The organism is Collinsella aerofaciens (assembly GCF_039062365.1).
Taxonomy (GTDB): domain Bacteria; phylum Actinomycetota; class Coriobacteriia; order Coriobacteriales; family Coriobacteriaceae; genus Collinsella.
This window is the reverse complement of record NZ_JBCJBI010000012.1, coordinates 39,053-60,740: the sequence shown is the minus strand read 5'-3', so window position 1 is coordinate 60,740 and position 21,688 is coordinate 39,053. Positions and strand designations below refer to the sequence as shown.

At 59.5% G+C, this 21,688-nt stretch carries 20 protein-coding genes and 5 tRNA genes; 8 read left to right on the top strand and 17 right to left on the bottom strand.

Going from position 1 to position 21,688, the window contains the following annotated elements:
• The first annotated feature begins 332 nt into the window (after nt 1-332).
• The 7 genes from ABCN01_RS07340 to ABCN01_RS07310 all read left to right on the top strand — a co-directional run bounded on the left by ABCN01_RS07340 (nt 333) and on the right by ABCN01_RS07310 (nt 9,023).
• Nucleotides 333-1,313: an ABC transporter substrate-binding protein gene (locus tag ABCN01_RS07340; protein WP_342995777.1), complete on the top strand. Its 981-nt coding sequence runs from the start codon at nt 333-335 to the stop codon at nt 1,311-1,313.
• Nucleotides 1,314-1,516: 203 nt separating this feature from the next.
• Nucleotides 1,517-2,440, top strand: coding sequence for an ABC transporter permease (locus ABCN01_RS07335; RefSeq protein WP_342995778.1), 924 nt, complete (start codon nt 1,517-1,519; stop codon nt 2,438-2,440).
• The gene (locus ABCN01_RS07330) at nt 2,433-3,227 is read left to right on the top strand and encodes an ABC transporter ATP-binding protein (RefSeq protein WP_195544452.1); all 795 of its coding nucleotides are present in this window, start codon (nt 2,433-2,435) and stop codon (nt 3,225-3,227) included. Before ABCN01_RS07335 ends, ABCN01_RS07330 begins: the two co-directional genes overlap by 8 nt.
• A 158-nt stretch (nt 3,228-3,385) precedes the next feature.
• Complete coding sequence (locus ABCN01_RS07325; protein ID WP_342995779.1) at nt 3,386-5,410, top strand: bifunctional metallophosphatase/5'-nucleotidase; 2,025 nt, start codon at nt 3,386-3,388, stop codon at nt 5,408-5,410.
• 129 nt (nt 5,411-5,539) lie between these two features.
• A complete protein-coding gene (locus ABCN01_RS07320; protein WP_195544454.1) occupies nt 5,540-6,307 on the top strand; it encodes a mechanosensitive ion channel family protein in 768 nt (255 codons plus the stop codon).
• A 92-nt stretch (nt 6,308-6,399) separates the two neighbouring features.
• On the top strand, nt 6,400-8,316 hold the full coding sequence (locus ABCN01_RS07315; protein WP_342995780.1) for a BMP family ABC transporter substrate-binding protein: 1,917 nt from the start codon (nt 6,400-6,402) through the stop codon (nt 8,314-8,316).
• Entirely contained in the window at nt 8,313-9,023 is a 711-nt protein-coding gene (locus ABCN01_RS07310) for a metallophosphoesterase family protein (RefSeq protein WP_342995781.1), read from the top strand. The genes ABCN01_RS07315 and ABCN01_RS07310 overlap by 4 nt, the downstream gene beginning before the upstream one ends.
• 287 nt (nt 9,024-9,310) lie before the next feature.
• On the opposite strand, the gene rplA is transcribed toward ABCN01_RS07310, so the two are convergent.
• From rplA to ABCN01_RS07255, 11 genes are all read right to left on the bottom strand, one after another.
• A complete protein-coding gene (rplA, locus tag ABCN01_RS07305) occupies nt 9,311-10,018 on the bottom strand; it encodes a 50S ribosomal protein L1 (RefSeq protein ID WP_022093892.1) in 708 nt (235 codons plus the stop codon).
• A gap of 117 nt (nt 10,019-10,135) precedes the next feature.
• Nucleotides 10,136-10,564: a 50S ribosomal protein L11 gene (gene rplK, locus ABCN01_RS07300; protein ID WP_022093893.1), complete on the bottom strand. Its 429-nt coding sequence runs from the start codon at nt 10,562-10,564 to the stop codon at nt 10,136-10,138.
• A 120-nt stretch (nt 10,565-10,684) separates the two neighbouring features.
• Complete coding sequence (nusG, locus tag ABCN01_RS07295; protein WP_099432095.1) at nt 10,685-11,221, bottom strand: transcription termination/antitermination protein NusG; 537 nt, start codon at nt 11,219-11,221, stop codon at nt 10,685-10,687.
• 3 nt (nt 11,222-11,224) lie between these two features.
• Nucleotides 11,225-11,563 carry a preprotein translocase subunit SecE gene (gene secE, locus ABCN01_RS07290; protein WP_117583102.1) on the bottom strand — a complete coding sequence of 113 codons (339 nt, stop codon included), beginning with the start codon at nt 11,561-11,563 and terminating at the stop codon, nt 11,225-11,227.
• A 76-nt stretch (nt 11,564-11,639) separates the two neighbouring features.
• Nucleotides 11,640-11,715, bottom strand: a tRNA-Trp gene (locus ABCN01_RS07285).
• A gap of 13 nt (nt 11,716-11,728) precedes the next feature.
• Nucleotides 11,729-11,878, bottom strand: coding sequence for a 50S ribosomal protein L33 (gene rpmG, locus ABCN01_RS07280; protein ID WP_022093895.1), 150 nt, complete (start codon nt 11,876-11,878; stop codon nt 11,729-11,731).
• Between the two features lie 279 nt (nt 11,879-12,157).
• Nucleotides 12,158-13,348, bottom strand: a complete 1,191-nt coding sequence (gene tuf / locus ABCN01_RS07275; protein WP_035137538.1) for an elongation factor Tu — start codon at nt 13,346-13,348, stop codon at nt 12,158-12,160.
• 96 nt (nt 13,349-13,444) lie between these two features.
• Nucleotides 13,445-13,521 (bottom strand) — tRNA-Met (locus ABCN01_RS07270).
• 3 nt (nt 13,522-13,524) lie between these two features.
• Nucleotides 13,525-13,600 (bottom strand) — tRNA-Thr (locus tag ABCN01_RS07265).
• Between the two features lie 10 nt (nt 13,601-13,610).
• A tRNA-Tyr gene (locus ABCN01_RS07260) sits at nt 13,611-13,692 on the bottom strand.
• Nucleotides 13,693-14,398: 706 nt separating this feature from the next.
• Nucleotides 14,399-14,473: transfer RNA gene (locus ABCN01_RS07255), tRNA-Thr, on the bottom strand.
• Nucleotides 14,474-14,697: 224 nt separating this feature from the next.
• Between ABCN01_RS07255 and ABCN01_RS07250 the strand changes: the two genes are divergently transcribed.
• Nucleotides 14,698-16,038 carry a DNA-binding protein gene (locus tag ABCN01_RS07250; protein ID WP_138113135.1) on the top strand — a complete coding sequence of 447 codons (1,341 nt, stop codon included), beginning with the start codon at nt 14,698-14,700 and terminating at the stop codon, nt 16,036-16,038.
• 27 nt (nt 16,039-16,065) lie between these two features.
• On the opposite strand, the gene ABCN01_RS07245 is transcribed toward ABCN01_RS07250, so the two are convergent.
• The 6 genes from ABCN01_RS07245 to disA all read right to left on the bottom strand — a co-directional run bounded on the left by ABCN01_RS07245 (nt 16,066) and on the right by disA (nt 21,557).
• The gene (locus ABCN01_RS07245; protein ID WP_006234978.1) at nt 16,066-16,743 is read right to left on the bottom strand and encodes an NYN domain-containing protein; all 678 of its coding nucleotides are present in this window, start codon (nt 16,741-16,743) and stop codon (nt 16,066-16,068) included.
• A gap of 3 nt (nt 16,744-16,746) precedes the next feature.
• Nucleotides 16,747-17,691 carry a 23S rRNA (guanosine(2251)-2'-O)-methyltransferase RlmB gene (rlmB, locus tag ABCN01_RS07240; RefSeq protein WP_342995784.1) on the bottom strand — a complete coding sequence of 315 codons (945 nt, stop codon included), beginning with the start codon at nt 17,689-17,691 and terminating at the stop codon, nt 16,747-16,749.
• A 143-nt stretch (nt 17,692-17,834) separates the two neighbouring features.
• A complete protein-coding gene (cysS, locus tag ABCN01_RS07235; protein ID WP_215673996.1) occupies nt 17,835-19,301 on the bottom strand; it encodes a cysteine--tRNA ligase in 1,467 nt (488 codons plus the stop codon).
• A 3-nt stretch (nt 19,302-19,304) separates the two neighbouring features.
• The gene (gene ispF, locus ABCN01_RS07230) at nt 19,305-19,799 is read right to left on the bottom strand and encodes a 2-C-methyl-D-erythritol 2,4-cyclodiphosphate synthase (protein ID WP_006234975.1); all 495 of its coding nucleotides are present in this window, start codon (nt 19,797-19,799) and stop codon (nt 19,305-19,307) included.
• The gene (gene ispD, locus ABCN01_RS07225) at nt 19,789-20,517 is read right to left on the bottom strand and encodes a 2-C-methyl-D-erythritol 4-phosphate cytidylyltransferase (protein ID WP_342995785.1); all 729 of its coding nucleotides are present in this window, start codon (nt 20,515-20,517) and stop codon (nt 19,789-19,791) included. The genes ispF and ispD overlap by 11 nt, the downstream gene beginning before the upstream one ends.
• Entirely contained in the window at nt 20,517-21,557 is a 1,041-nt protein-coding gene (disA, locus tag ABCN01_RS07220) for a DNA integrity scanning diadenylate cyclase DisA (protein ID WP_006234973.1), read from the bottom strand. The genes ispD and disA overlap by 1 nt, the downstream gene beginning before the upstream one ends.
• Between the last annotated feature and the right edge of the window lie 131 nt (nt 21,558-21,688).

Sequence of the window (21,688 nt, the reverse complement as noted above, 5' to 3'; positions counted from 1 at the left end):
ATTTGCTGGGAACGGTCTACGACGCCCGAGGCACCGACGATACGCTGCGCACCGTCGAGATTGGCCGCATGAGAAACGTCAGCACGCGCCTGCTCGACGGCAAGAAGCTCTTCGCCGCCCTAGACGAGGACGACGCCTCCTCCGCCGCATAAGACCCTCCTCCGCCGCATAAGACCCTCCGCCGCCCATTCGACTACCCGTACCGCCCATCCGATTCTGTATTAAAAAACCCGCCAGGCTGTTGTAAAAATGGACATCAGCGCTACTATAGTTCCACTTGCACTTTGTCCCAGTGCAGTGTTTCCAGCCATTTTTATACTGGGGGTAATGATATGAAGGACATCACCATCAGCCGCAGGAGCCTTCTGGTCTCCGCTGGCCTGCTCGCGCTCGCCCCGCTCGCCGGATGCGGCGGCAACTCTGGTTCCGGCTCTGCTGCCGCCGGTTCCGACTACACCATCGGCGTTCTGCAGCTCACCGAGCACTCCGCACTCGATGCCGCCAACGACGGCTTTGTCAAGGCCATCAAGGAGAGCGGCCTTAAGGTCAAGATCGACCAGAAGAACGCCCAGAACGACCAGTCCACGTGTAAGTCCATTGCCGACAAGTTTGTGGGCGACAACGTCAACCTGATTTATGCCATCGCCACGCCCGCCGCGCAGGCTGCCGCCGGCGCCACGGCCGATATCCCCATCGTGGGCTGCGCCATCACCGACTACGCCGCCTCCGGCCTGGTCCAGGACAACGACAAGCCCGGCACCAACGTCACGGGCGCTTCCGACCTCACCCCGGTCGCCGAGCAGCTCGAGATGATGCAGAAGGTCCTGCCCGACGTTAAAAAGGTCGGCCTGCTCTACTGCACCGCCGAGTCCAACTCCGACGTCCAGATCAAGGCCGCCAAGAAGGAGCTCGACAAGCTGGGCCTCGAGTACACTGACTTCACCGTCTCGAGCTCCAACGAGATTCAGTCCGTCGTCGAGTCTGCCGTGGGCAAGGTCGACGCGCTGTACTCCCCCACCGACAACACCATCGCCGCGGGCGCCTCGCAGGTGGGCCAGATCTGCAAGGAGAACAAGCTCCCCTTCGTGACCGGCGAGGAGGGCATGTGCAAGGCCGGTGGCCTGTTCACCCTCTCCATCAACTACGAGGACCTGGGCTACGCCGCGGGCGAGATGGCCGTCAAGATTCTGAAGGGTAAGGCCAAGCCCGAGGATATGCCGATCAAGCACCTCTCGAGCAAGGACCTGGTCGTCGTCAAAAACGACGAGATGGCCGAGGCCCTGGGCATCGACCTTTCCGCCCTGGACGCATAATGCCATACGCGACATGCGTCTAGAGCCCGTGCTCGCGCTTTAGCCGCGTTATTCAATATCTGAGCCACAGGGGCGGGCGCTGTAGACCGGCGTCCGCCCTGCTTGTTTCAGGTAAAACAAAACGTCTGTCCGTAACTCTTCTATGCATTGTTACCGCTATCATGGTGAATCACGTGTCCACCCTATCCTAGGAGGTATGAAGCATGCTCATTGCATTGCAGGGCGCCGTTTCGCAGGGCGTCCTCTGGGGCATTATGGTGCTTGGCGTGTTTATCACGTTCCGCTTGCTCGACATCCCCGATATGACCTGCGACGGCAGCTTTGCCCTCGGCGGCTGTGTCTGCGCCGTGCTCATCGTCAATAACAACGTCGACCCGCTGTTCGCCGTGCTGGCCGGTATGTGCGCCGGCGCCATCGCGGGCGCCGTCACGGGCATTTTGACCACCGTCTTTGAGATTCCTGCGATCCTCGCCGGAATCCTCACCCAGATCAGCCTGTGGTCCATCAACCTGCGCATCATGGGCAAGTCCAATACGCCCATTCTTGCCAAGGGCACCGTGTTCTCCGCCGTCAGCAATATGACCGGTCTGCCGCAGTCCACCGTTGCCATCATCTTGGGCATCCTGCTCGCCGTGGCTATCGTTGCCATCCTGTATTGGTTCTTTGGCACCGAGATCGGCTCGGCGCTGCGCGCCACCGGCAACAACGAGTACATGATCCGCGCTCTGGGCGTCAACACCAACTCCACCAAGATGATCGCCCTCGTGCTCTCCAACGCCCTCATCGGCCTTTCGGGCGCGCTCATCTGCCAGAGCCAAAAGTATGCCGACATTGGTATGGGCACCGGTGCCATCGTTATCGGTCTTGCCGCCATTGTTATCGGCGAGGTGCTCGGCCGTCTGTTTCCCGGCGGCCTCACGCAGTTTAGCGTCCGTCTTGCCTCCGCCGTCTTTGGCTCCGTGGTGTACTTCCTTATCCGCGCCATCGTGCTGCAGTTGGGCATGGACGCCAACGACATGAAGCTGCTCTCCGCCGTGATTGTCGCTGTGGCCCTGTGCGTGCCCGTGGTTTGGGAGCGCTATAAGCTCCGCAGCTCCTACACGAAGGGGGATGAGGCAGATGCTTAAGCTCTCGCACGTCAAGAAGACCTTTAACAAGGGCACCGTCACCGAGAAGCGCGCGCTCACCGGCGTCGACCTCACCCTAAATGACGGCGACTTTGTAACCGTGATCGGCGGCAACGGCGCCGGCAAGTCCACGCTGCTCAACATGATCGCCGGCGTGTACCCGCTCGATTCGGGCGTTATTGAGCTCGACGGCACCGACATCTCGCGCCTGAGCGAGTCGCAGCGCGCTAAGTACCTGGGCCGCGTGTTTCAGGACCCCATGCGCGGTACCGCTGCCGACATGCAGATCGCCGAGAACCTGGCCCTCGCCAAGCGTCGCGGCCAGCGTCGCGGCCTTTCGTGGGGCGTCACCAAGGCCGAGAAAGATGAGTACGTCGAGCTGCTCAAGCGCCTGGACCTTGGTCTGGACACGCGTCTCAACGCCAAGGTCGGCCTGCTCTCGGGTGGCCAGCGCCAGGCACTCACCCTGCTGATGGCCACGCTCACCAGGCCGCGCCTGCTGCTGCTCGACGAGCACACCGCGGCCCTCGACCCCAAGACGGCCTCTAAGGTGCTCAACCTGACCGAGGAGATCGTCGACGAGAACCACCTGACCACGCTCATGGTCACGCACAACATGAACGACGCCATCCGTCTGGGCAACCGTCTGATCATGATGCACGAAGGCCACGTGATCTACGACGTGGCGGGCAATGAGAAGAAGTCGCTCACCGTAGCCGACCTGCTGCAGAAGTTCGAGGAGGTCTCGGGCGGCGAGCTCGCCAACGACCGCATGCTGCTGAGCTAAAACCTGCCAAAAAGGGACAGGTTTATTTTGGTAGGTTTTATCTGCGCAAACGTCAAAACCGCCGCAAAGGGACAGACGCCCTTGCGGCGGTTTTCGCATATTATGTCGATAATCCGACATTCAACCAGATATTCTGGCTAAGGACTAAGGAAACTGCCATGAAAAGACTCCCCCGCCTTGCGTTGGCCGCCGCGTTGTTTGCCGGCGCGCTCGCAGGCATCCCAAGCCTCGCTTTCGCGGGGAACCTGCCCGCCGCTATTGACGGCTCTGTGACCGTCATGCACACCAACGACATCCACGGCAGCTACAAGTACAGCTACAACGAAAGCAAGGGCACTGGCACTGTGGGCTTTGACGGACTGGCGGTTCTCTATAGCGCCCAGGGCAACGCCCCCGATCTTTTGCTCGATGCGGGCGACACCTTCCACGGACAGTCCTTCGCCACCATGAGCGAGGGCAAGAGCATCGCCGAGCTCATGGACACCTTCTATGCCGACGGCTACGACGCGACCACGCCAGGTAACCACGACTGGAGCTACGGCGCGGACAAACTCCGCACCATGACCGGCTACAGCACCACTGGCACGCCCTTCGCCATGCTCTGCGCGAACGCAAAGTCTACGAGCGGCGTATGGAGCTCGAGCATCACGAAGACGCTCGATCGCACCTGGGAGGATAGCGAAGATCACTCCACATTCGACTACAAAATCAAGGTCGGCGTCGTGGGCGCCATGGATGAGTCGCTGGGATCCTCGCTGCGCGCGGACCTGGTCGCGGGTACGTCGTTCTCGGGTGCCGCGAACGCCATCAATACCGAGGCAGAGCAGCTGCGCAAGGAGGGCTGCGATGTTGTTGTGTGTATCGCGCACACGCTCGACGCCAAGACCTTTGCCACGCGACTCCGTGGCGTCGATGCCCTTATCGCAGGCCACGAGCACATCAACCTTAACGAGAAGGTGACGGGAGCCGACGGCAAGACAATCCACGTTGTCGAGGCGGGCAGTGCCTTTGCCGAGGTGGGACTGCTTTCCATTCCGTACAAGTACGACACGAATGGCACCGAGACGACCGACGATGACACGGTCACGGTCCCTGCAGACGACAGCAACGAGAAGCTCTACACCGCCAAGAACGTCAACGACCTTTTGGCAGACCCCGACAAGGGCTCCGACTACCAGAGCCTCCTTGAAGCCGTCCGCAACAAAATCAAGCCGCTCGACGAGGACTTTGAAAACGAATCGAACAAGGTGCTCGGCACATCCACCGCCAACTATTTCTACGGCGAGGACGCTGCAGGCACGCATGGCTGGGAAATGGTGCGCACCACCGATTTCCGCCCCAGCAAGGAGGGCGACACCACCAAGGCCCAGACCATCGGCCACGTGATTTGCGGCTCCTATCTTGCCCTGACGGGCGCGGACCTCGCTATCGAAAACGCCGGCGGCATCCGCGGCGGCATCGCGGCGGGCAACGTGACCGCCGGCAACGTCATCGCCATCTCGCCCTACGGCAACACCGTGGAGACCTGGACCATGACCGGCGCGGACTTCCTCGCAGCGCTCGAGCACTCGCTACAAATCAGCGACGAGTGCAATCACAGCTACGAGCTTCAGCAAGCCTACGTGGCGGCCGGTCACACCGAGCAGGAGGCGCAAGACACGTACAAGTGGCGCGACGACTCCGGCAGTGTCCTTTCCTTCGGCGGCATCAACGTGACAATCGATTGGACGCAGTCCGAAAGCAAGCGCATCGTGAGTGCCACGCTCACCAAAGACGGCAGCACGCTCGACCCCGCCAAGACCTATACCGTCGCCACCAACAACTACATCATCACCAACACGACCGACTTCCCCACCTTCGCAAACGCCACCAAGCACACCGAGTGGGGTACCTGCGAGTCAGCGCTGAGGGCGCTGATCGGGCAGAACAGCTGGGAGAGCAAGATGGCCTCGCTCGCGGGCACCATCAGCTTTGGCTCCGCTGCCGTGGACCCCACGCCCACACCGGCCCCGACGCCTAAGCCCTCGCCTAAGACGGACACGACGACCACGAAGGTCATCACCAAGAAGACGACCGGTAAGCTCGCTGCAACGGGAGACCGCACGCTGGCAGTAGTTGGCGCGTGCCTTATCGGCGGCATCATCGTCATCTTCCTCGGCATTATCTGGAAGCGTCGACGCTAAGCTACACCGCCGGGCCTTGCAGCCCCGCCGCATAAACCTTATATCGAGCACAGAAGCCCGTCCGAATTTGATCGGACGGGCTTCTTGGTGGGTATCATGGTTGGACGATCATTAGGAGGTTTTCCCTACATGGAATTGTTTGAGCCGATTCTTCATTTCTTTGAGCAACGGTGGGTCCACAACATCATCTGGGCCGTCATCTTGGCGATAGGCACCGCCGTCGCCGCCAAGGTCGTATCCAAGACCCTGAACCATCTGCTTAACCGAGACGATAACCCGCTTCCGGCATCGAGTATCTTCATCAACATCGCGCGCGCCGTCATCTGGATGATTGGCGGCAGCTTTATCCTCGACAACTGCTTTGGCATTAACGCAAACGCGCTCGTCGCCGCTCTTGGCGTCGGCGGCATCGCCATCTCGCTCGGCTTTCAGGACACGCTGTCAAACCTTATCGGCGGCATGCAAGTGACCTTTATGGGCATCATCAAGCCCGGCGACAATATCGAGGTCGGCGGTGTGTCGGGCGTGGTCCAAGACATCACTTGGCGCCATACAACGATTGAGGATGCCTGTGGACAGACCATCATTGTGCCCAACTCCAACATCTCCAAGAACACGCTCGTGCATTTGATGCCCTTTGGACGCGTGGCCGTGCCCGTTGCCGTAAAGGACACGTCTAAGTGGGCTTCCCTTGACGCGCTGGCAGACGAGCTCACGAGCGCAACCAAGGCCGCCGTGCTTCCCATCTCGGGCTTTGACAAGGAGCCCTACGTACTCTTTAGCGAAATCGGCGACTTTGGCATCAAAGGAAAGATCATCTTTATCGTCAGCGACGACAGCACTACTTTCACGGCAGCCGACGCCTGCATCCGCGCCATCGCCCCCATCATCGCCTAAACCACCGCAAAGGGGACAGGCATCTTTGTAGTGGTTTTCATTCGTGGTACCATGGTTCATATAGTTGTTTAAACGACTAAGGGAGCAACATCATGGAAGAGGCCTATCGTCAAGCACGCAAGCGCGGCGAGCAAGGACGTCGACGCGCTATTAGCCAAAGCGAGCATCCATACCTTACGGACCTCGATAGCTTGGTTGCTCAGCTCCCCTTAGGTCAGCGAGAGAATGTCGGCCTAAGGGATATTCCGCTCGAAATGGTCGTCGGCACGGTCACCAAAGGCCGTCAGTCCGCCTTTTCGTGTAACTTTATGCCACTGCTTCCGTTTAACACCGAGTTTGCCCGCAAGTGGTCCAACCTCTACGACATCCAGGTAACCGAGGGCTATCGCGACCCCATCATCGTCACCGAGTTTATGCATCGGTTCTATGTCCAGGAAGGCAACAAACGCGTCAGTGTCCTCAAATTCCTAGACGCCCCGACGGTTTCGGCCAAGGTCACCCGTCTCTACCCCGGCACATGGGATTCCGTCGAAAGCCGCCTGTACGGTGAGTTCTACGCGTTTTGGCGCGTCTGCCCCCTATACGAGATCGAGTTCTCGCGTGAGGGAAGCTACGAAATGCTCGCCAAGATGCTCGGTCAGAACCTTATCGAAAAATGGCCGCAGAAAAAGGTCGACTACCTGCACCACACCTTCCTGCTCTTTAAGCGCGCCTATCTTCGCGCAGGCGGCGATCACCTGGACATTACGCCCGCCGACGCCATGCTCGTGTACCTCAATGTGTACAACCAGGACCGCCTGCTGGATACGCCGACGGATATCGTCGTAAACCGCCTGTGCAAGATCTGGCGCGAGCTGGTCATTGCCGGCAAAAATGACGAGGACAAGGTCGATCTTGTCGAAGCACCGAGCGTCGACGAGGAAGAAACGCCCGCCAAGTCCACCGCTGGCGTGCTCAACTTCTTTATGGGCAAGACCGTCTACTCGACGGTCAACCCCCTGCGCATCGCCTTTATCCATGAGTTCCCCTGTGCGACGTCGAGCTGGGACAGCCTGCACGACCAAGGGCGTCAGTATCTCGATGAGCACTTTGGCGGTATCGTGCGCACCGAGGCGTTCGAGGACTGTCACGATCCGGATGTGTTCTACGCCGCCGTGGAAACGGCTGTCAAACATGGAGCAAACGTCATTTTCTCAACCTCGCACCGCCTGATGGAATACACGCTCAGGGCTGCCGTTGAGTATCCCCGGGTTCGGTTCCTCAACTGCTCTATCGGCCTTCCCCATCAAAGCGTCCGTTCGTACTTTGGCAAGATGTACGAGGCCAAGTTTCTGCTGGGCGCCCTTGCGGCCAGCATGGCGGACAACCACCGCATCGGTTACCACGCGTCGGTCTTCGCCTCGGGCGCACTCAGCGAGATCAACGCCTTTGCGATTGGCGCCTCGCTGCTCGACCCGCGCGCGCAAATTATCCTGACCTGGGGTGATGTGCCCGCTGGAGGTCTCGCCGAGGCCATGTGCCGCGAAGGCGTGAGCGTCATGACCGGCGCCGATATGTCAAAGTCGCTGGAAGATCCCACCGCCTACGGGCTTCACCGCTTGGTCGATGGCAAGGTTACCGGCATCGCCATGCCCGTCTGGAACTGGGGGCGCTACTACGAGCTTATCGTGAAAAGCCTTCTGCACGGCACATGGGACGAGACCAGCGACGACAACCAAGTGCGCGCCGTCAACTACTGGTATGGCATGAGCTCCGGCGTTATCGACATCCGTTACGCTCCGGGCCTACCCTACCAAACGCGCAAACTCGTGCAGTTGCTCCGCAACGGCATTGTTGAGGGATCCATCAACCCCTTTGGCGGCGAGCTCCACAGCCAGAACGGCGTGGTACAGATCGAAGGCTTCCCTCCGCTGCCGAGCACGCAGATTGTCGAGATGAATTGGCTGGCGGACAACGTGGTAGGCACCATTCCGCAGCTCGACGATGAGCCGAAAGTCCCTGCCCTATGAAAATCCTTGCCATAGCCGATACCGAAGAACGATGCCTTTGGGAGTGCTTTCGCAAGGAACGCTTTGAGGGAGTCGACCTGATTTTATCCGCCGGCGATCTGGACCCGGACTATCTTGAGTTTTTGGTTACGGTCATCAACAAACCGCTCATCTACGTGCGCGGCAATCACGATGACCGCTACGCACGTCATGCACCGGGCGGATGTATCTGCGTGGAAGACAGCGTGTACACGTACCGAGGGATTCGCATTGCGGGCCTTGGCGGGTCCATGCGTTATCGCGACGGCGCCAACATGTACACCGAACGCGAGATGTCCAAGCGCATGCGTAAGCTGTCGCGTAAGGTTAGGATGGTCGGCGGGTGCGACATTCTGCTTACCCATGCACCCGCCGCCGGTATGGGTGATCTGGACGATCTGCCGCATCGAGGATTCGAATGCTTTAACACAGCACTCGAATCCTGGAACCCCGACTACATGGTGCATGGGCATGTACACCAAAGCTACGGTCACGATTTTCAGCGCGAGCGGCAGCATGTGTGTGGAACGACGATCATCAACGCCTGCGGCTATACGCAGTTTGAGCTCGACCAGACGCACTACCCAATCCGCGGCTGGCAAGCAGCCTGGCTCAACTCACAAACCATGCGTCGCGAGCTCAAACGCCACGAGGCAATCGAGTCCTCAACCGCAAGAACACCCTGGTAACCACTTTTAAGGCTTGACGCTGCGCCGGCCCCAAGCACCCCATCTCGCCCCTCAGACCGTCGCTCGCGTACCAAAGTACGCGTCGCTCCTCTTTCGGGGCGACCTGGGGCACTTGGAACCGGCTCGCTGCGATGCCATAACATTGACGCCAAAGTGCCAAAACCACCACAAAGGTGCCTGTCCCCTTTGTGGTGGTTTTGGCCCGAGATAGCAAGAAACCCGGTCCTGCACGAGGCAGAACCGGGTTTCTTTAGCAATGCTTGCTTTGCTCAGGCAGTAACTAGCAGTTACTCAGCCAGGAAGTCACGCTGGACAGCGGGATCGACCTTGACGCCAGGGCCCATGGTGGAAGACACGGAGATGGACTTGACGTACTTGCCCTTAGCAGAAGAGGGCTTGACGCGCAGGATCTCGGTGTACAGGGCAGCGTAGTTCTCGACGAGCTGCTGCTCAGAGAAGGACTTCTTGCCCAGGGGCACGTGGCAGATGCCATAGCGATCGGCGCGATACTCAACGCGGCCGGCCTTGAGCTCGGAGACCATCTTGGCGACGTCCATGGTCACAGTGCCGAGCTTGGGGTTCGGCATGAGGCCACGGGGACCAAGGATCTTACCGATGCGGCCAACCTTGGCCATCATGTTCGGCGTAGCGATAGCGGCGTCGAAGTTGATCTCGCCCTTCTGAATCTGGGCGACGAGCTCGTCGGAACCGATGATGTCGGCGCCGGCAGCCTCGGCCTCGCGGGCCTTCTCGCCCTCGGCGAAGACGGCAACACGAACGGTCTTGCCGGTGCCGTGGGGCAGGGAGATGGAACCACGGATGTTCTGGTCAGCCTTACGAGTATCGATGCCCAGACGGAAGTGGGCCTCGACGGTCTCGTCGAACTTGGCGGTGTCGAGCTCCTTGATGAGCTTGGCAGCCTGAAGGGGGGTGTAGAGCGTGGCGCGGTCAATCTTCTCGGCAGCGGCGTTATAGCTCTTACCATGCTTAGCCATGTGCATTACCTCCTGTGGTTAAACGGGCGCGAGCCCTCCCACATCGTATCGTGTGCCCTATTGCACACATTTAACGGGCGCCCCGGTCGGAGCACCCGTCGTTACCATAAGAAATCGCTACTCAGCGATGGTGACGCCCATGGAACGGGCGGTACCGGCGATGATCTTCTTGGCGGCGTCAATGTCGTTGGCATTGAGGTCCGGCATCTTGATCTCGGCGATCTTGGTGAGCTGCTCCTGGGAGAGCTGGCCAACCTTGTCGGCCTGGGGCTTAGCGGAACCAGACTTGAGGTTCAGCTCCTTCTTGATGAGGTGAGCCGCCGGCGGGGTCTTGGTGATGAAGGAGAAGGACTTATCCTCGTAGACAGAGATCTCAACGGGGATGATGTCGCCCTTCTTGTCCTGCGTCTCGGCGTTAAAGGCCTGGCAGAACTGCATGATGTTCACGCCAGCAGCGCCCAGGGCGGGGCCGACGGGAGGAGCGGGGTTAGCTGCACCAGCAGGAATCTGGAGCTTAATGACGTTGGCAACCTTCTTCTCAGCCATGGTCATTCCTTTCGAATCACGAGTGTGAAGTACTTGCTATATCGTAAGCACGCACGTGTTAGAAGCACTCCTGAGATGAGCAGTCACAGAAGAAGCACGCTCGCGCGAACGGACGAAAACTTAAGCGATGACAGCGACCTGGTTAAAGTCGAGCTCGACCGGCGTCTCGCGGCCAAAGATCATCAGCGTGACCTTGAGCTTGCCAGCCTCGGTGTTAACCTCGGAGACCTTGCCATCAAAGTCGGTAAGCGGGCCATCGGTGACGCGGACGGACGTGCCGACCTCAATATCAACCGAAGTGCGCTTGGGCGAATCGCCCTTACCGGGACGACGAGTCATCTTGTTGTACTCGTCGCGGGAAAGCGGAGCGGGCTTGCCGTTGCCGCCTAGGAAACCGGTGACGCCAGGCGTGTTACGAACGCACGTCCACGCATCGTCATCCATCTCCATGCGGACCAGGACATAACCCGGGAAGATCTTGGAATCCTTGGTCTCACGCTTGCCACCCTCTTTAATCTCGGTGACACGCTCCATAGGAATCTCGATATCAAAGATACGGTCCTGCATGCCCATAGTCTCGATGCGATGCTCGAGATCGGACTTAACGCGGTTCTCGTATCCAGAGTAAGTGTGAACGACGTACCAACGCTTAGACATGGTTTAGCCCCTCAATCCAGAGAACAGAGCAAGAGCCTCGCCAAAGCCAGCATCGAGCAGAGCGATGACGACGCCGACGACGATCAGAGAAGCGCAAACGACGACCGAGTAGTTCACGAGCTCCTTCTTATCGGGCCACGTGACACGCTTCATCTCGGACTTGACCGAAGCGAAATACTTCTTGGTGCGGGCGAAGAAACCAGGCTTCTCGTTCTTCTTGGACTTCGCAGCCTTCTCGTTCTTCTTGGCAACGGCCTTCTTGGCCTCAACCTTGGAGTTGGCGGCAGCGTTGTTGGCAGGTGCCGGCTGCTGAGCCTTCTTCTTGTTCTTCTTGTTGGCCATTTGGGTTACCTCCGCGCAATGCGCTTATACATGAGTAAACCGTAAGCCCCCAAGTGGGAGCTTACGGAATAATGACTGGCACGCCAGGAAGGACTCGAACCCTCAACACTCGGTTTTGGAGACCGATGCTCTACCAATTGAACTACTGGCGTATGTGACTAGAGACTAGCGAGTCTCTTTGTGCAGCGTGTGGTGACGGCACCAGGGGCAATACTTCTTGATCTCCATACGATCAGGCATGGTCGACTTGTTCTTGGTGGTAGTATAGTTGCGGCGCTTGCACTCAGTGCACGCAAGAGTAACTAGAGTACGCATGTATCCTGAACCTTTCATTTCCGCCCCGTACGGGCACGAGTTGTTACTTTATCAGCTCCACGTAAGTGCTGTCAATGAAAACCTCGAGTCAATTGGTTCTCGGTGGATCCATTCATATTTGGAACACATCAATGAAGCCATCGAGATCTAATCGACGGTGCATCCAGGACCATTATCAATCCTCTCGACACCAGCAACGGCTCAATATCCATTGCAGAAAAGAACCCGGCACCCCTATAAGTGCCGGGTTCTCTAAGTCAGCTATATCAAAGAGCTAATTTACTCAATGATCGTGGAGACGATGCCCGAACCGACGGTGTGGCCACCCTCGCGGATAGCGAAGCGCAGGCCCTCCTCCATGGCGATCGGGTGGATGAGGTCGCCCTCGATGGTGATGTGGTCACCAGGCATAGCCATCTCGGTGCCCTCGGGGAGCTTGACCGTACCGGTAACGTCGGTGGTACGGAAGTAGAACTGAGGACGATAACCATCGAAGAACGGGGTGTGACGGCCGCCCTCCTCCTTGGTCAGAACGTAGATCTCGCCGGTGAACTTGGTGTGCGGGGTAACCGAACCGGGCTTGCAGAGAACCTGGCCGCGCTCGATGTCCTCGCGCTTGATGCCGCGGAGCAGCAGACCGACGTTGTCGCCAGCCTCGCAGAAGTCCATGGACTTACGGAACATCTCGATACCGGTAACGACGGTGTTCTGGGTATCCTTGATGCCGACGATCTCGACGGGCTCGTTGAGCTTGAGCTCACCGCGCTCGACACGGCCGGTAGCAACGGTACCACGGCCGGAGATGGTCATAACGTCCTCAACGGCCATCAGGAACGGGAGGTCGTTGTTACGAGCAGGCGTCGGGATGTACTCGTCGACGGCCTTCATGAGCTCGCGGATAGCGTCCATCCACTTGGCGTCGCCCTCGAGAGCGCCCAGAGCGGAACCACGGATGACGGGGATGTCGTCGCCGGGGAAATCGTACTCGGAGAGGAGCTCACGGGTCTCCATCTCGACGAGGTCGATGAGCTCGTCATCGTCGACCATGTCGCACTTGTTCAGGAAGACGACGATGTAGGGAACGCCGACCTGACGGGCGAGCAGGATGTGCTCGCGGGTCTGAGCCATGGGGCCGTCGGTAGCGGCGATAACCAGGATAGCGCCGTCCATCTGAGCAGCGCCGGAGATCATGTTCTTGACGTAGTCAGCGTGGCCCGGGCAGTCAACGTGAGCGTAGTGACGGGCAGCGGTCTCGTACTCAACGTGGGAGACGGAGATCGTAATGCCGCGCTCGCGCTCCTCGGGAGCCTTGTCGATGTTCTCGAACGCAGTGAAGTCAGCCTTGCAGCCCTCGGTCTCGGAGAGAACCTTGGTGATGGCAGCGGTCAGCGTGGTCTTGCCGTGGTCGACGTGACCAATGGTGCCGATGTTAACATGCGGCTTAGTGCGCTCAAACTTCTCTTTGGCCATAAAGCCCTCCTCTAAACAGGTCGTCCCCGGACGGGACTTTGCCTTTATACCATAGTGGCCTCTCAACATACTATTGAGAAGCCACCGTGTTACCTATGGTAGCGGTGACTGGATTCGAACCAGTGACGCCACGGGTATGAACCGTGTGCTCTAACCAACTGAGCTACACCGCCGGATGGAGCCTGCAACCAGACTTGAACTGGTGACCTCTTCGTTACCAACGAAGTGCTCTACCGACTGAGCTATACAGGCACTTGACGGGTGGGAGCTATAGGATTCGAACCTATGTAGGCAGAGCCAACGGGTTTACAGCCCGTCCCCATTAACCACTCGGGCAAACTCCCAATCGTTCAAGTATCCGCAGGTCCTTTGGTCTTTTGGACCGCCGCCCCCGCGAACGAAAAAGATAATACGATGCAACCTTGGGGGCTGTCAACGAAAACCTCTAGATACACGGTGCCGGGCGTATCTATATAGCTGTGACCTGCGGTTTTGTTGAGTTTGGATATGAAGGACGGTGGTTTTGGATACTGAGGTGACGTTTCCCGAGGTAACACTTTGGTGTAGTGGAGTACACCTTCAGTATCGAACTTCGATACCGGCTTATTTGCACCTATATATAGGTCGAGATCGGGGCTTCCCAGACAGAAGATTGCTCTTCCCAGGCAAAATCGAGCGTGGATTTTCTTCCGTTTGAAATCGAGCGTGGATAATCTGCCACTTTTGGCGTGTCCCCATGGCCAAAGTGGCAGATTATCCACGTTCGTTCATCCGATAATCCACGCTCAGGGGGGGGCAACCGAGCTCGACACGGCTTTTGTCTCGATCTGTAACATATAGAGAACATTTTCTCCCCTATCTGTTACAGGTTGAGATATTACGCAGAGACCCCAGCTTACGTCTCATTCTGTAACAGTACGAACGGTTTTCCGCCCCTTCGTGTTACAGATCGAGACAAATCTGAAGCTTGGCCGGTGCCAAACCCGCTGACTTATCGACATAAATAGAAACGGGCCCTGTCCCACAAGGGAACAGAGCCCGAAACTCTCATGGAGCCAGTGACAGGAATCGAACCTGCAACCCACTGATTACAAATCAGTTGCGCTACCGTTGCGCCACACTGGCACACTTGGCGCTTTCACGCGAAGCCAGTTAAGAATAAAGGAATTGCGGACGAGGCGCAACAGGCCGCACGGCGTTATACAAATATGCAAAATCCAGCAACAACGCGTACCAGGCCCGTTCATTTCTGTCAGTGCGCCCTCAATCTTAAAACCATTCGCCAGAACGAATAGTTTTAATTACAATTGCTATATATAAAACTATTCGTTCTGGCGAAGGGTTTCGCGATGCTTACTACCAAAGAAGCCGCCGAGCTGCTCGGCATCACTCCGCGCAGGGTGCAGGAGCTCATAAAAAACGGAGCACTTGAGGCCCGCAAGGCTTCTGGTGTATGGCTCATCGACAAAGACAGCGTCGACACGCGACTCCGCTCTGTGACCAAAACGGGGGGACGTCCCCGCCGCGGCCACGGTAAGAGCGAGATCGCGTTCACCCTCATGAACCGCACGTACGAAGTCGCTCAGCTGGTCTACAGTACATCGCGAAAAGACTTTACCCACATCGGTGCCGACATCGATTACGCCCACGCCCCTATTGGAGTATTTGGCCCTAATAGCCCCATATCGCTAGACTCCTTCCGCATCTGGTGGCGCGGCCGCGGTATCCCGCTCGCACGCATTGGGCTAGCCTCCCTGCTTGCAGAAGCCGCAGTCGATGTTCCCGATGAACTCGTCCAGCGAAATCTCGGCCTCTCCTTATCCGACCAGTATTGGATTAGGCCCCAAGGTTCCGGTCTCACCTGGGAGGATATCAACTTCTTCAATAACGCCTTTGATGACGTCTCGCTGTCCATTGCACCCTTTGCCCCAGAGGGAAAAGCGGCTGCCGCAAAGCCCGATAACACCTCGGACGGCAATCTTCAAAAGTACTGGACGTGCGAGGGCGAACGTCGAATTCTGCATAAGGCAGGAGCGCACCTGGACCAGGAACCTTATAACGAGCTGGTGGCGACCGCGCTCCACCGTCGCATCCTAAACGCCTGCGATTATGTGCCTTACTCGCTCGAGGGCACGGGCACTTCCGCCCTGAGCACATGCGATGTCTTCTTAACTGATGAAGAAGAGTATGTCCCTGCGTTCTATGTAAACCAGCACGCAAACGCAGATGAACGGCTAACCGACTACGAGCGATATGTAGCAAACTGCGAGGAGCTCGGGGTGACAGGCGTCAAGGATGCCCTTGACCGCATGATCGTATGTGACGACATCATTGCCAACTACGATCGTCATTGGCGCAACTTCGGCCTCGTGCGAAACGTAAACACGCAAGCTTGCAGACCTGCCCCCATCTTCGATTCGGGCTCATCGCTCTGGTGCAACATATCACTAGAGGAGCTTAGGGCGGGAGAGCACAGTTTTACCAGCGCACAATTTCATTCAAGCCCCGCCAAACAAATGTTGCTCGTCGAGGACATGGGCTGGTTTGACGGCGACAAACTCGAAGGCTTCGTTGACGAGGCAATCGAGATTCTTTCCAGAAACGACGCGCTCACGGCAAGGCTGCCATATCTAAAAGAGGCGCTAACGTGGCGCCTCGAAAGAATGATCGACATCGCTGAATGGAGTTAGCGAGGCAGCATTGCCCCGCCAACTTCCCTACCTCCCGCGCAGGGCCTTGAGCTTGGCCAGGGCATCGGGGCTCAGGCGACTGCCCAGAGTCATCTTGATCTGCGGAGCTTCCTCTGCCTCGTGAACGTCGTTATCGATCTGTTTAATCTCGTCTACCAGCATACGGCTCGAGATGCGCGTAACGCCCTTGCCCATGACGACGGCCTGGATCGTGCCGTCGCTCGATACCACGGAGCACGCGCGACCTTCCTCACGTGCCTCGATACAGAGCTTCTGCACCACGGTATCGGCCGAAACACCCGTCGGCGAAAACTCAATGCGCACGCCGCGGGCCGGTAGGTTGGGGCGCTCGCTGGAGATATTGCCCGCGCCGTCAAACACGATTACGGCCTCGTAACGGCCCTGGGCAAAGGCGGCGACGTCGTTGATGAGGGCGGTGCGCGCCATATCGTGAACGTCGCTGGAATACGGATCGTCGGAATGGTCGTACACGAGCTTTTCGTAGCGCGGCGTGCAGTGGATCACGTTGTAGCCGTCGACCACCAGCAGCTCGGGCTTGTTGGAGTGCACCGTCGAGACCGGGTCGGCGATGGCCTGCGCAAACGCATTGCCGCCCACGCCATAGGTCGCGGCCGAAACAATCGGCTTGGCCGAGCCCTCGCCAAAGCGCTTGGCCTTGGACTTGGCACGGTTCTTTTTGGACATGCGCTACTCCTCCCCCATGAGCTCGCCGGCGTTGCGGCGCAGCCACTCAAAGCACAGCGCCGTGGTCGCCTGGGCAACATTGAGGCTCTCGGTCATGCCGCGCTGGGGAAGCTTGGTCAAAAAGTCGCATTTCTCGAGCACCAGGCGCGAGATGCCGTCGCCCTCGGAGCCCATGACGAGCGCCACGCGGCCCTCGAAGGGAGCATCCCAGCAACTGCCTTCGGCGTGCTCGGAGGCACCGCCCACCCAAAAGCCAGCGGCCTTAAGATCGTCGAGCGCACGGGCGATGTTGGGCACCTGCGCGATAGGCAGATGCATGACGGCGCCGGCAGAAGTCTTATAGCTGCCGACGGTCACACCGGCGGCGCGCTTGTTGGCAATGATGGCGCCTGCCGCGCCCACGACCTCGGCAGAGCGCACGATCGCACCAAAGTTGCCATCGTCGGTCACATGGTCGAGCACGATGACGAGCGCCGGACCGTCGCCCGCGCGGTCGAGGATGTCGGCGACATCGGCATAGGGGAAGTTGCCAACCTCGAGCGCAATGCCCTGGTGAGCGCCATGGCTCGACAGCGCATCGAGCTGCGCGCGTGGAACGAACTTAATGCGGACGCCCGCGGCGTTGAGGTCATCGACCAGGCGCGACAAGGCGGCATCGCGCTCCCCGCCCTCGGCAATGAGCGCGCACTTGATGGGAAAACCAGTGCGTAGCGCCTCGGCGGCAGCACGACGACCTTCGATAAACTCGCCCTTGGGAGCCTGGACAGCGTCGCGGTTGCGATCGCGCTGCGGACGTGCGGCCTGGGTGCGATCGCGCTGCGGACGTGCGGCCTGGGTGCGATCGCGCTGGCCCTTGGGAGCGGCAGCGCGATCATTGCGGCGAATCGGACGCGAGCCAGAAGCAGCCTGCTTGCCGCCACGAGGCGCACGCTTGCGATTGTCGGCCATAAAACGGCCTCCTTAAATAGATAACGAACAAGAATCGACCGTCCGAGCCACGGCACCTTGCCTTTCAATCGTCGGGCATGACCACCAGGTCTATGCCCTCCTCTTTCAAGGCAATCTGCCGCACCTCGAACGGTCGACAAATACTAGAGACTCTTAATACGAGTGCCGGCGGCGGTATCCTCGATCGTCAGCCCGAGGTCCTTGAGCTGGTCGCGGATGGCGTCGGCCAGATCCCAGTTCTTGGCGGCACGGGCCTCGGCGCGGGCCTCGAGAATCTTGGCAGCAGCCTCGTCCACGTCGTCGCCCGTATAGGCGACCAGACCGGCGGCAACGCCCAGCAGACCCAGCGGCAGCTCGACCTTGGGCTCGGGAAGCTCAACGCCAAACGTATCGAGCAGCTCGGCCAGCGTATCGGCGGCAGCCAGGACTGCGGCCTTGTCGGCAGCATCGCCCGCCTGCTCCAGGTACTGGTTGCACTCGGTCACAAAGCCAAAGACGGCACCCATGGCACCGGCGGTGTTAAAGTCGTCGTCCATGCACTCCTTAAAGGTGGCACGGGTCTCGGCGGCCTTGGCGGCAAACGCCTCGGATGCTGCCTCATCGGCATCGGCCGTCGCATGGTTCGCGGCCCAGCGCAGGTTCTCGACCGTACCGGCGATACGCGTGAGCGAGTTCTCGGCACCCTCCAGGCGCTCCCAAGAAAAGTCGAGCGGCGAGCGATAGCTCGTCTGCAGCATCAGCAGGCGCAGGGCGGCAGCGGAGTGCTGCTCGAGGACCTCGGCCAGCGTAAAGAAGTTGCCGAGCGACTTGGACATCTTCTCGCCGTCTACCAGCAGCATGCCCGTGTGCATCCAGGTGTTGGAGAAGCCCTGGTGCCAGGCGCAGGTGGCCTGAGCGCACTCGTTCTCGTGATGCGGGAAGGCAAGGTCGGAGCCGCCGCCGTGGATGTCGATCGGAGTGCCCAGGTAGCGATGCACCATGGCGGCGCACTCGGTGTGCCAACCGGGACGGCCCTCGCCCCAGGGGCTCGGCCAGCTGGGCTCGCCGGGCTTGGCGGCCTTCCACAGGGCAAAGTCGAGCGGGTCGTTCTTGTCCTCGTTCTCCTCGATGCGTGCGCCAACCATAAGGTCGTCGATGTTGCGGCCCGAGACCTGACCATAGCTGGGATCGCTGCGCACGGCAAAGTACACATCGCCGTTATCGGCTGCGTAAGCGTGGCCCTGCTCGATAAGCGTCTTGATCATGGCGATCATGGGGCCGATCTCCTTGGTGGCGCGGGGGCGCACATCGGGATCGAGCACGTTGGCGGCGCGCATGACGCCGATGAACTTGTCGGAGAACTCCGTCGCGACCTCGGCGGCCGTACGGCCCTGCTCGTTGGCGCGCTTGATGATCTTGTCGTCGACATCGGTGAGGTTCTGGGCGAACGTGACCTCGTAACCGCTCGCGATGAGCCAGCGGCGAATCACGTCAAAGCTGATGAACGTACGGGCGTTGCCGATGTGGATGTTGTCGTAGACCGTGGGGCCGCACACGTACATGCGGACCTTGCCGGACTCGATGGGCTGGAACTCTTCCTTTTTATGGGTAGCGCTGTTGTAGATACGCATTCGTTACTCCTTAACGGTTTTCTGTAGCAGGCAGACGGCCCAGGCGCCGATTCCCTCGCCCTGGCCTTCCCAACCGAGCTTTTCGGTCGTAGTGGCGGCGACGCCCACGTTTTCGACGTCAACGCCCAAGGCATGGGCAAGGTTGGCACGCATGGCATCGCGGTGTGGGGTGATCTTAGGCTGCTGGCAGGCAATGGTGCAATCGGCATCGACAAACTCAAAGCCCAGCTCGCGCGCATAGTCCATCACGCGAGCGAGCAGCACCATCGAATCGGCACCCTCATAGGCGGGGTCGGTATCGGGGAATAGCTTGCCGATGTCTCCCCCGCGGCAGGCGCCCAGAATGGCGTCGGCCAAGGCGTGCGCGAGCACATCGGCATCCGAGTGGCCCAGCAGGCCGCGCTCGTAGGGAATGTCGACACCGCCGATGATACATCGACGCCCCTCCACCAGACGGTGAACGTCGTAGCCATGGCCAATGCGCAGGTTACTGAACATGGGGAAGGTCCTCTCCCTCGGCCATGCGGCCAAGCAGAATCGCGGTTACGGGACGCAGGTCCTCGGGCACCGTCACCTTAAGGTTATCGCGCGGGCTCTGGACGCAGCGGACGCGCCCACCCATGCGCTCGACCAGCGACGAATCATCGGTGCCGATAAAGCCCTCAGCAATGGCTGCAGCGTGGGCGCGCTTCATAGCATCGACGCTAAAGATCTGCGGCGTCTGCGCTGCCCAGTAGAGCTCACGCGGCGGCGTCTCGACGATGTTGTCGCCATCGACGATCTTGAGCGTGTCGATCGCGGGCTGACCACACACGACACCGTCGAGAGCACGGTCGCTCACGAGCACGTCGATAGCGTGGTCGATGGCCTCGGTCGTAATGAGCGGACGAGCGCCATCGTGAATGGCGACGTATTCAAAGCCCGCCGGAACCGCATGCACGCCGGCACGGGTGGAATCCTGACGGGTATCGCCGGCATCGGCAAAGCTGATGGGCGTGTCATAGTCAAACGGGTCGATGGCCAGGCGGCGCATCTCGACACGACGCTCGGCAGGGCAAACCACGACGATGTGGCCGACCTTGTCGCTACGATCGAACGCACGGATGGACCAGCTCATGAGCGGACGGCCCGCCACGTTAACGAGCTGCTTGCCGCCGGGATTTCCAAAGCGCTGGCCGCTGCCGCCAGCAACGACCACGGCGCATACGGGCGCCATTATGCGTTCCCCTGTTTGGTGCCCTTCATGCGGTACAGCGAGTCCGCAAGAATGGCAGGGTTGTTAACGCCAAAGTCGCCCAGGCGCTCCGGATCCTCGCTAATGTCGTCCATGAGCTCCTGCAGCGAGCCATACTCGTCGACGATCTTCTCGGCCACGCCGTCGCGCACGACGGACACGCGCGAAAGCGTGCGCAGGCCCAGCGGCGTCATGACGGAGTCCTCGTCCAGGTCGTCATAGCCCAGAACTGCCGCCACGTGCTGCGGGTCGGATAGGTCCTTAGGCGTCATACGGGCAAGCTCAGCGCGGATCTTCTCGGCGTTGGCCTCAGAGGAATCGCTTGCGTAGTCGCGGATCATCAGGTCGTATTCGGTATCCATGCTGGAGCCCGCGAGCTGCTCGAGCTGCATCTGCACGAGCTTGCCCTGGTTACCCAGCTTGACGATGCAATCCTTAAGCTCGGTCTTTGCCTGCTGCATGATCTCGAAACTCGAGAAAATGCCGGTGATGTCGGCGAGCGTGACGTAGTCGTCGAGCTCAAGGGCCGTCAGACGCAGCAGGGAGCGATCGAGCGACTGACGGGTAGTCTGGAGCGTGGCGACGAGCTGGTTGACCGAGCTCATGATGGTGGTGACGGGCTGGATCTCGTAGCTCTTGCCGTGAACGTACACGTTAACGACGGCGCGACGAGCCGAAACCGAGATCACGATGGCGTCGGTGAGCACCGACATGCGAGCGGCGGTGCGGTGGCGCATGCCCGTCTCGCTCGTGGCAAGCGAGGGATCGGGATTGAGGTGGAAGTTGGCGCGCAGGATCTGGGTGAGGTCGCCGTCGATGACGATGGCACCGTCCATCTTGGAGAGCTCGAACAGACGGTTCGAAGTAAACGAAATGTTGAGCGGGAAGCCGTCGTTACCGGCAGCGAGCACGTTTTCGGTGTCGCCGACGCAGATAAGGGCGCCCAGGTGACCGGCAATGATCATGTCGAGGGCGGTGCGGATCGGCTGGCCGGGGGCAGTCAGGCGAATAGCCTGTTCCATACGCTTTTGCAGCTCGTTCTTATCCAAGGCATCGCTCCCATCGTGTACGCTCCATAAACGCTAAATAGTTTCTCACGGTTTGTCCCCGCAGCAGCCACGAAATCCGATGCTTACAGAATGAGCGAACACAG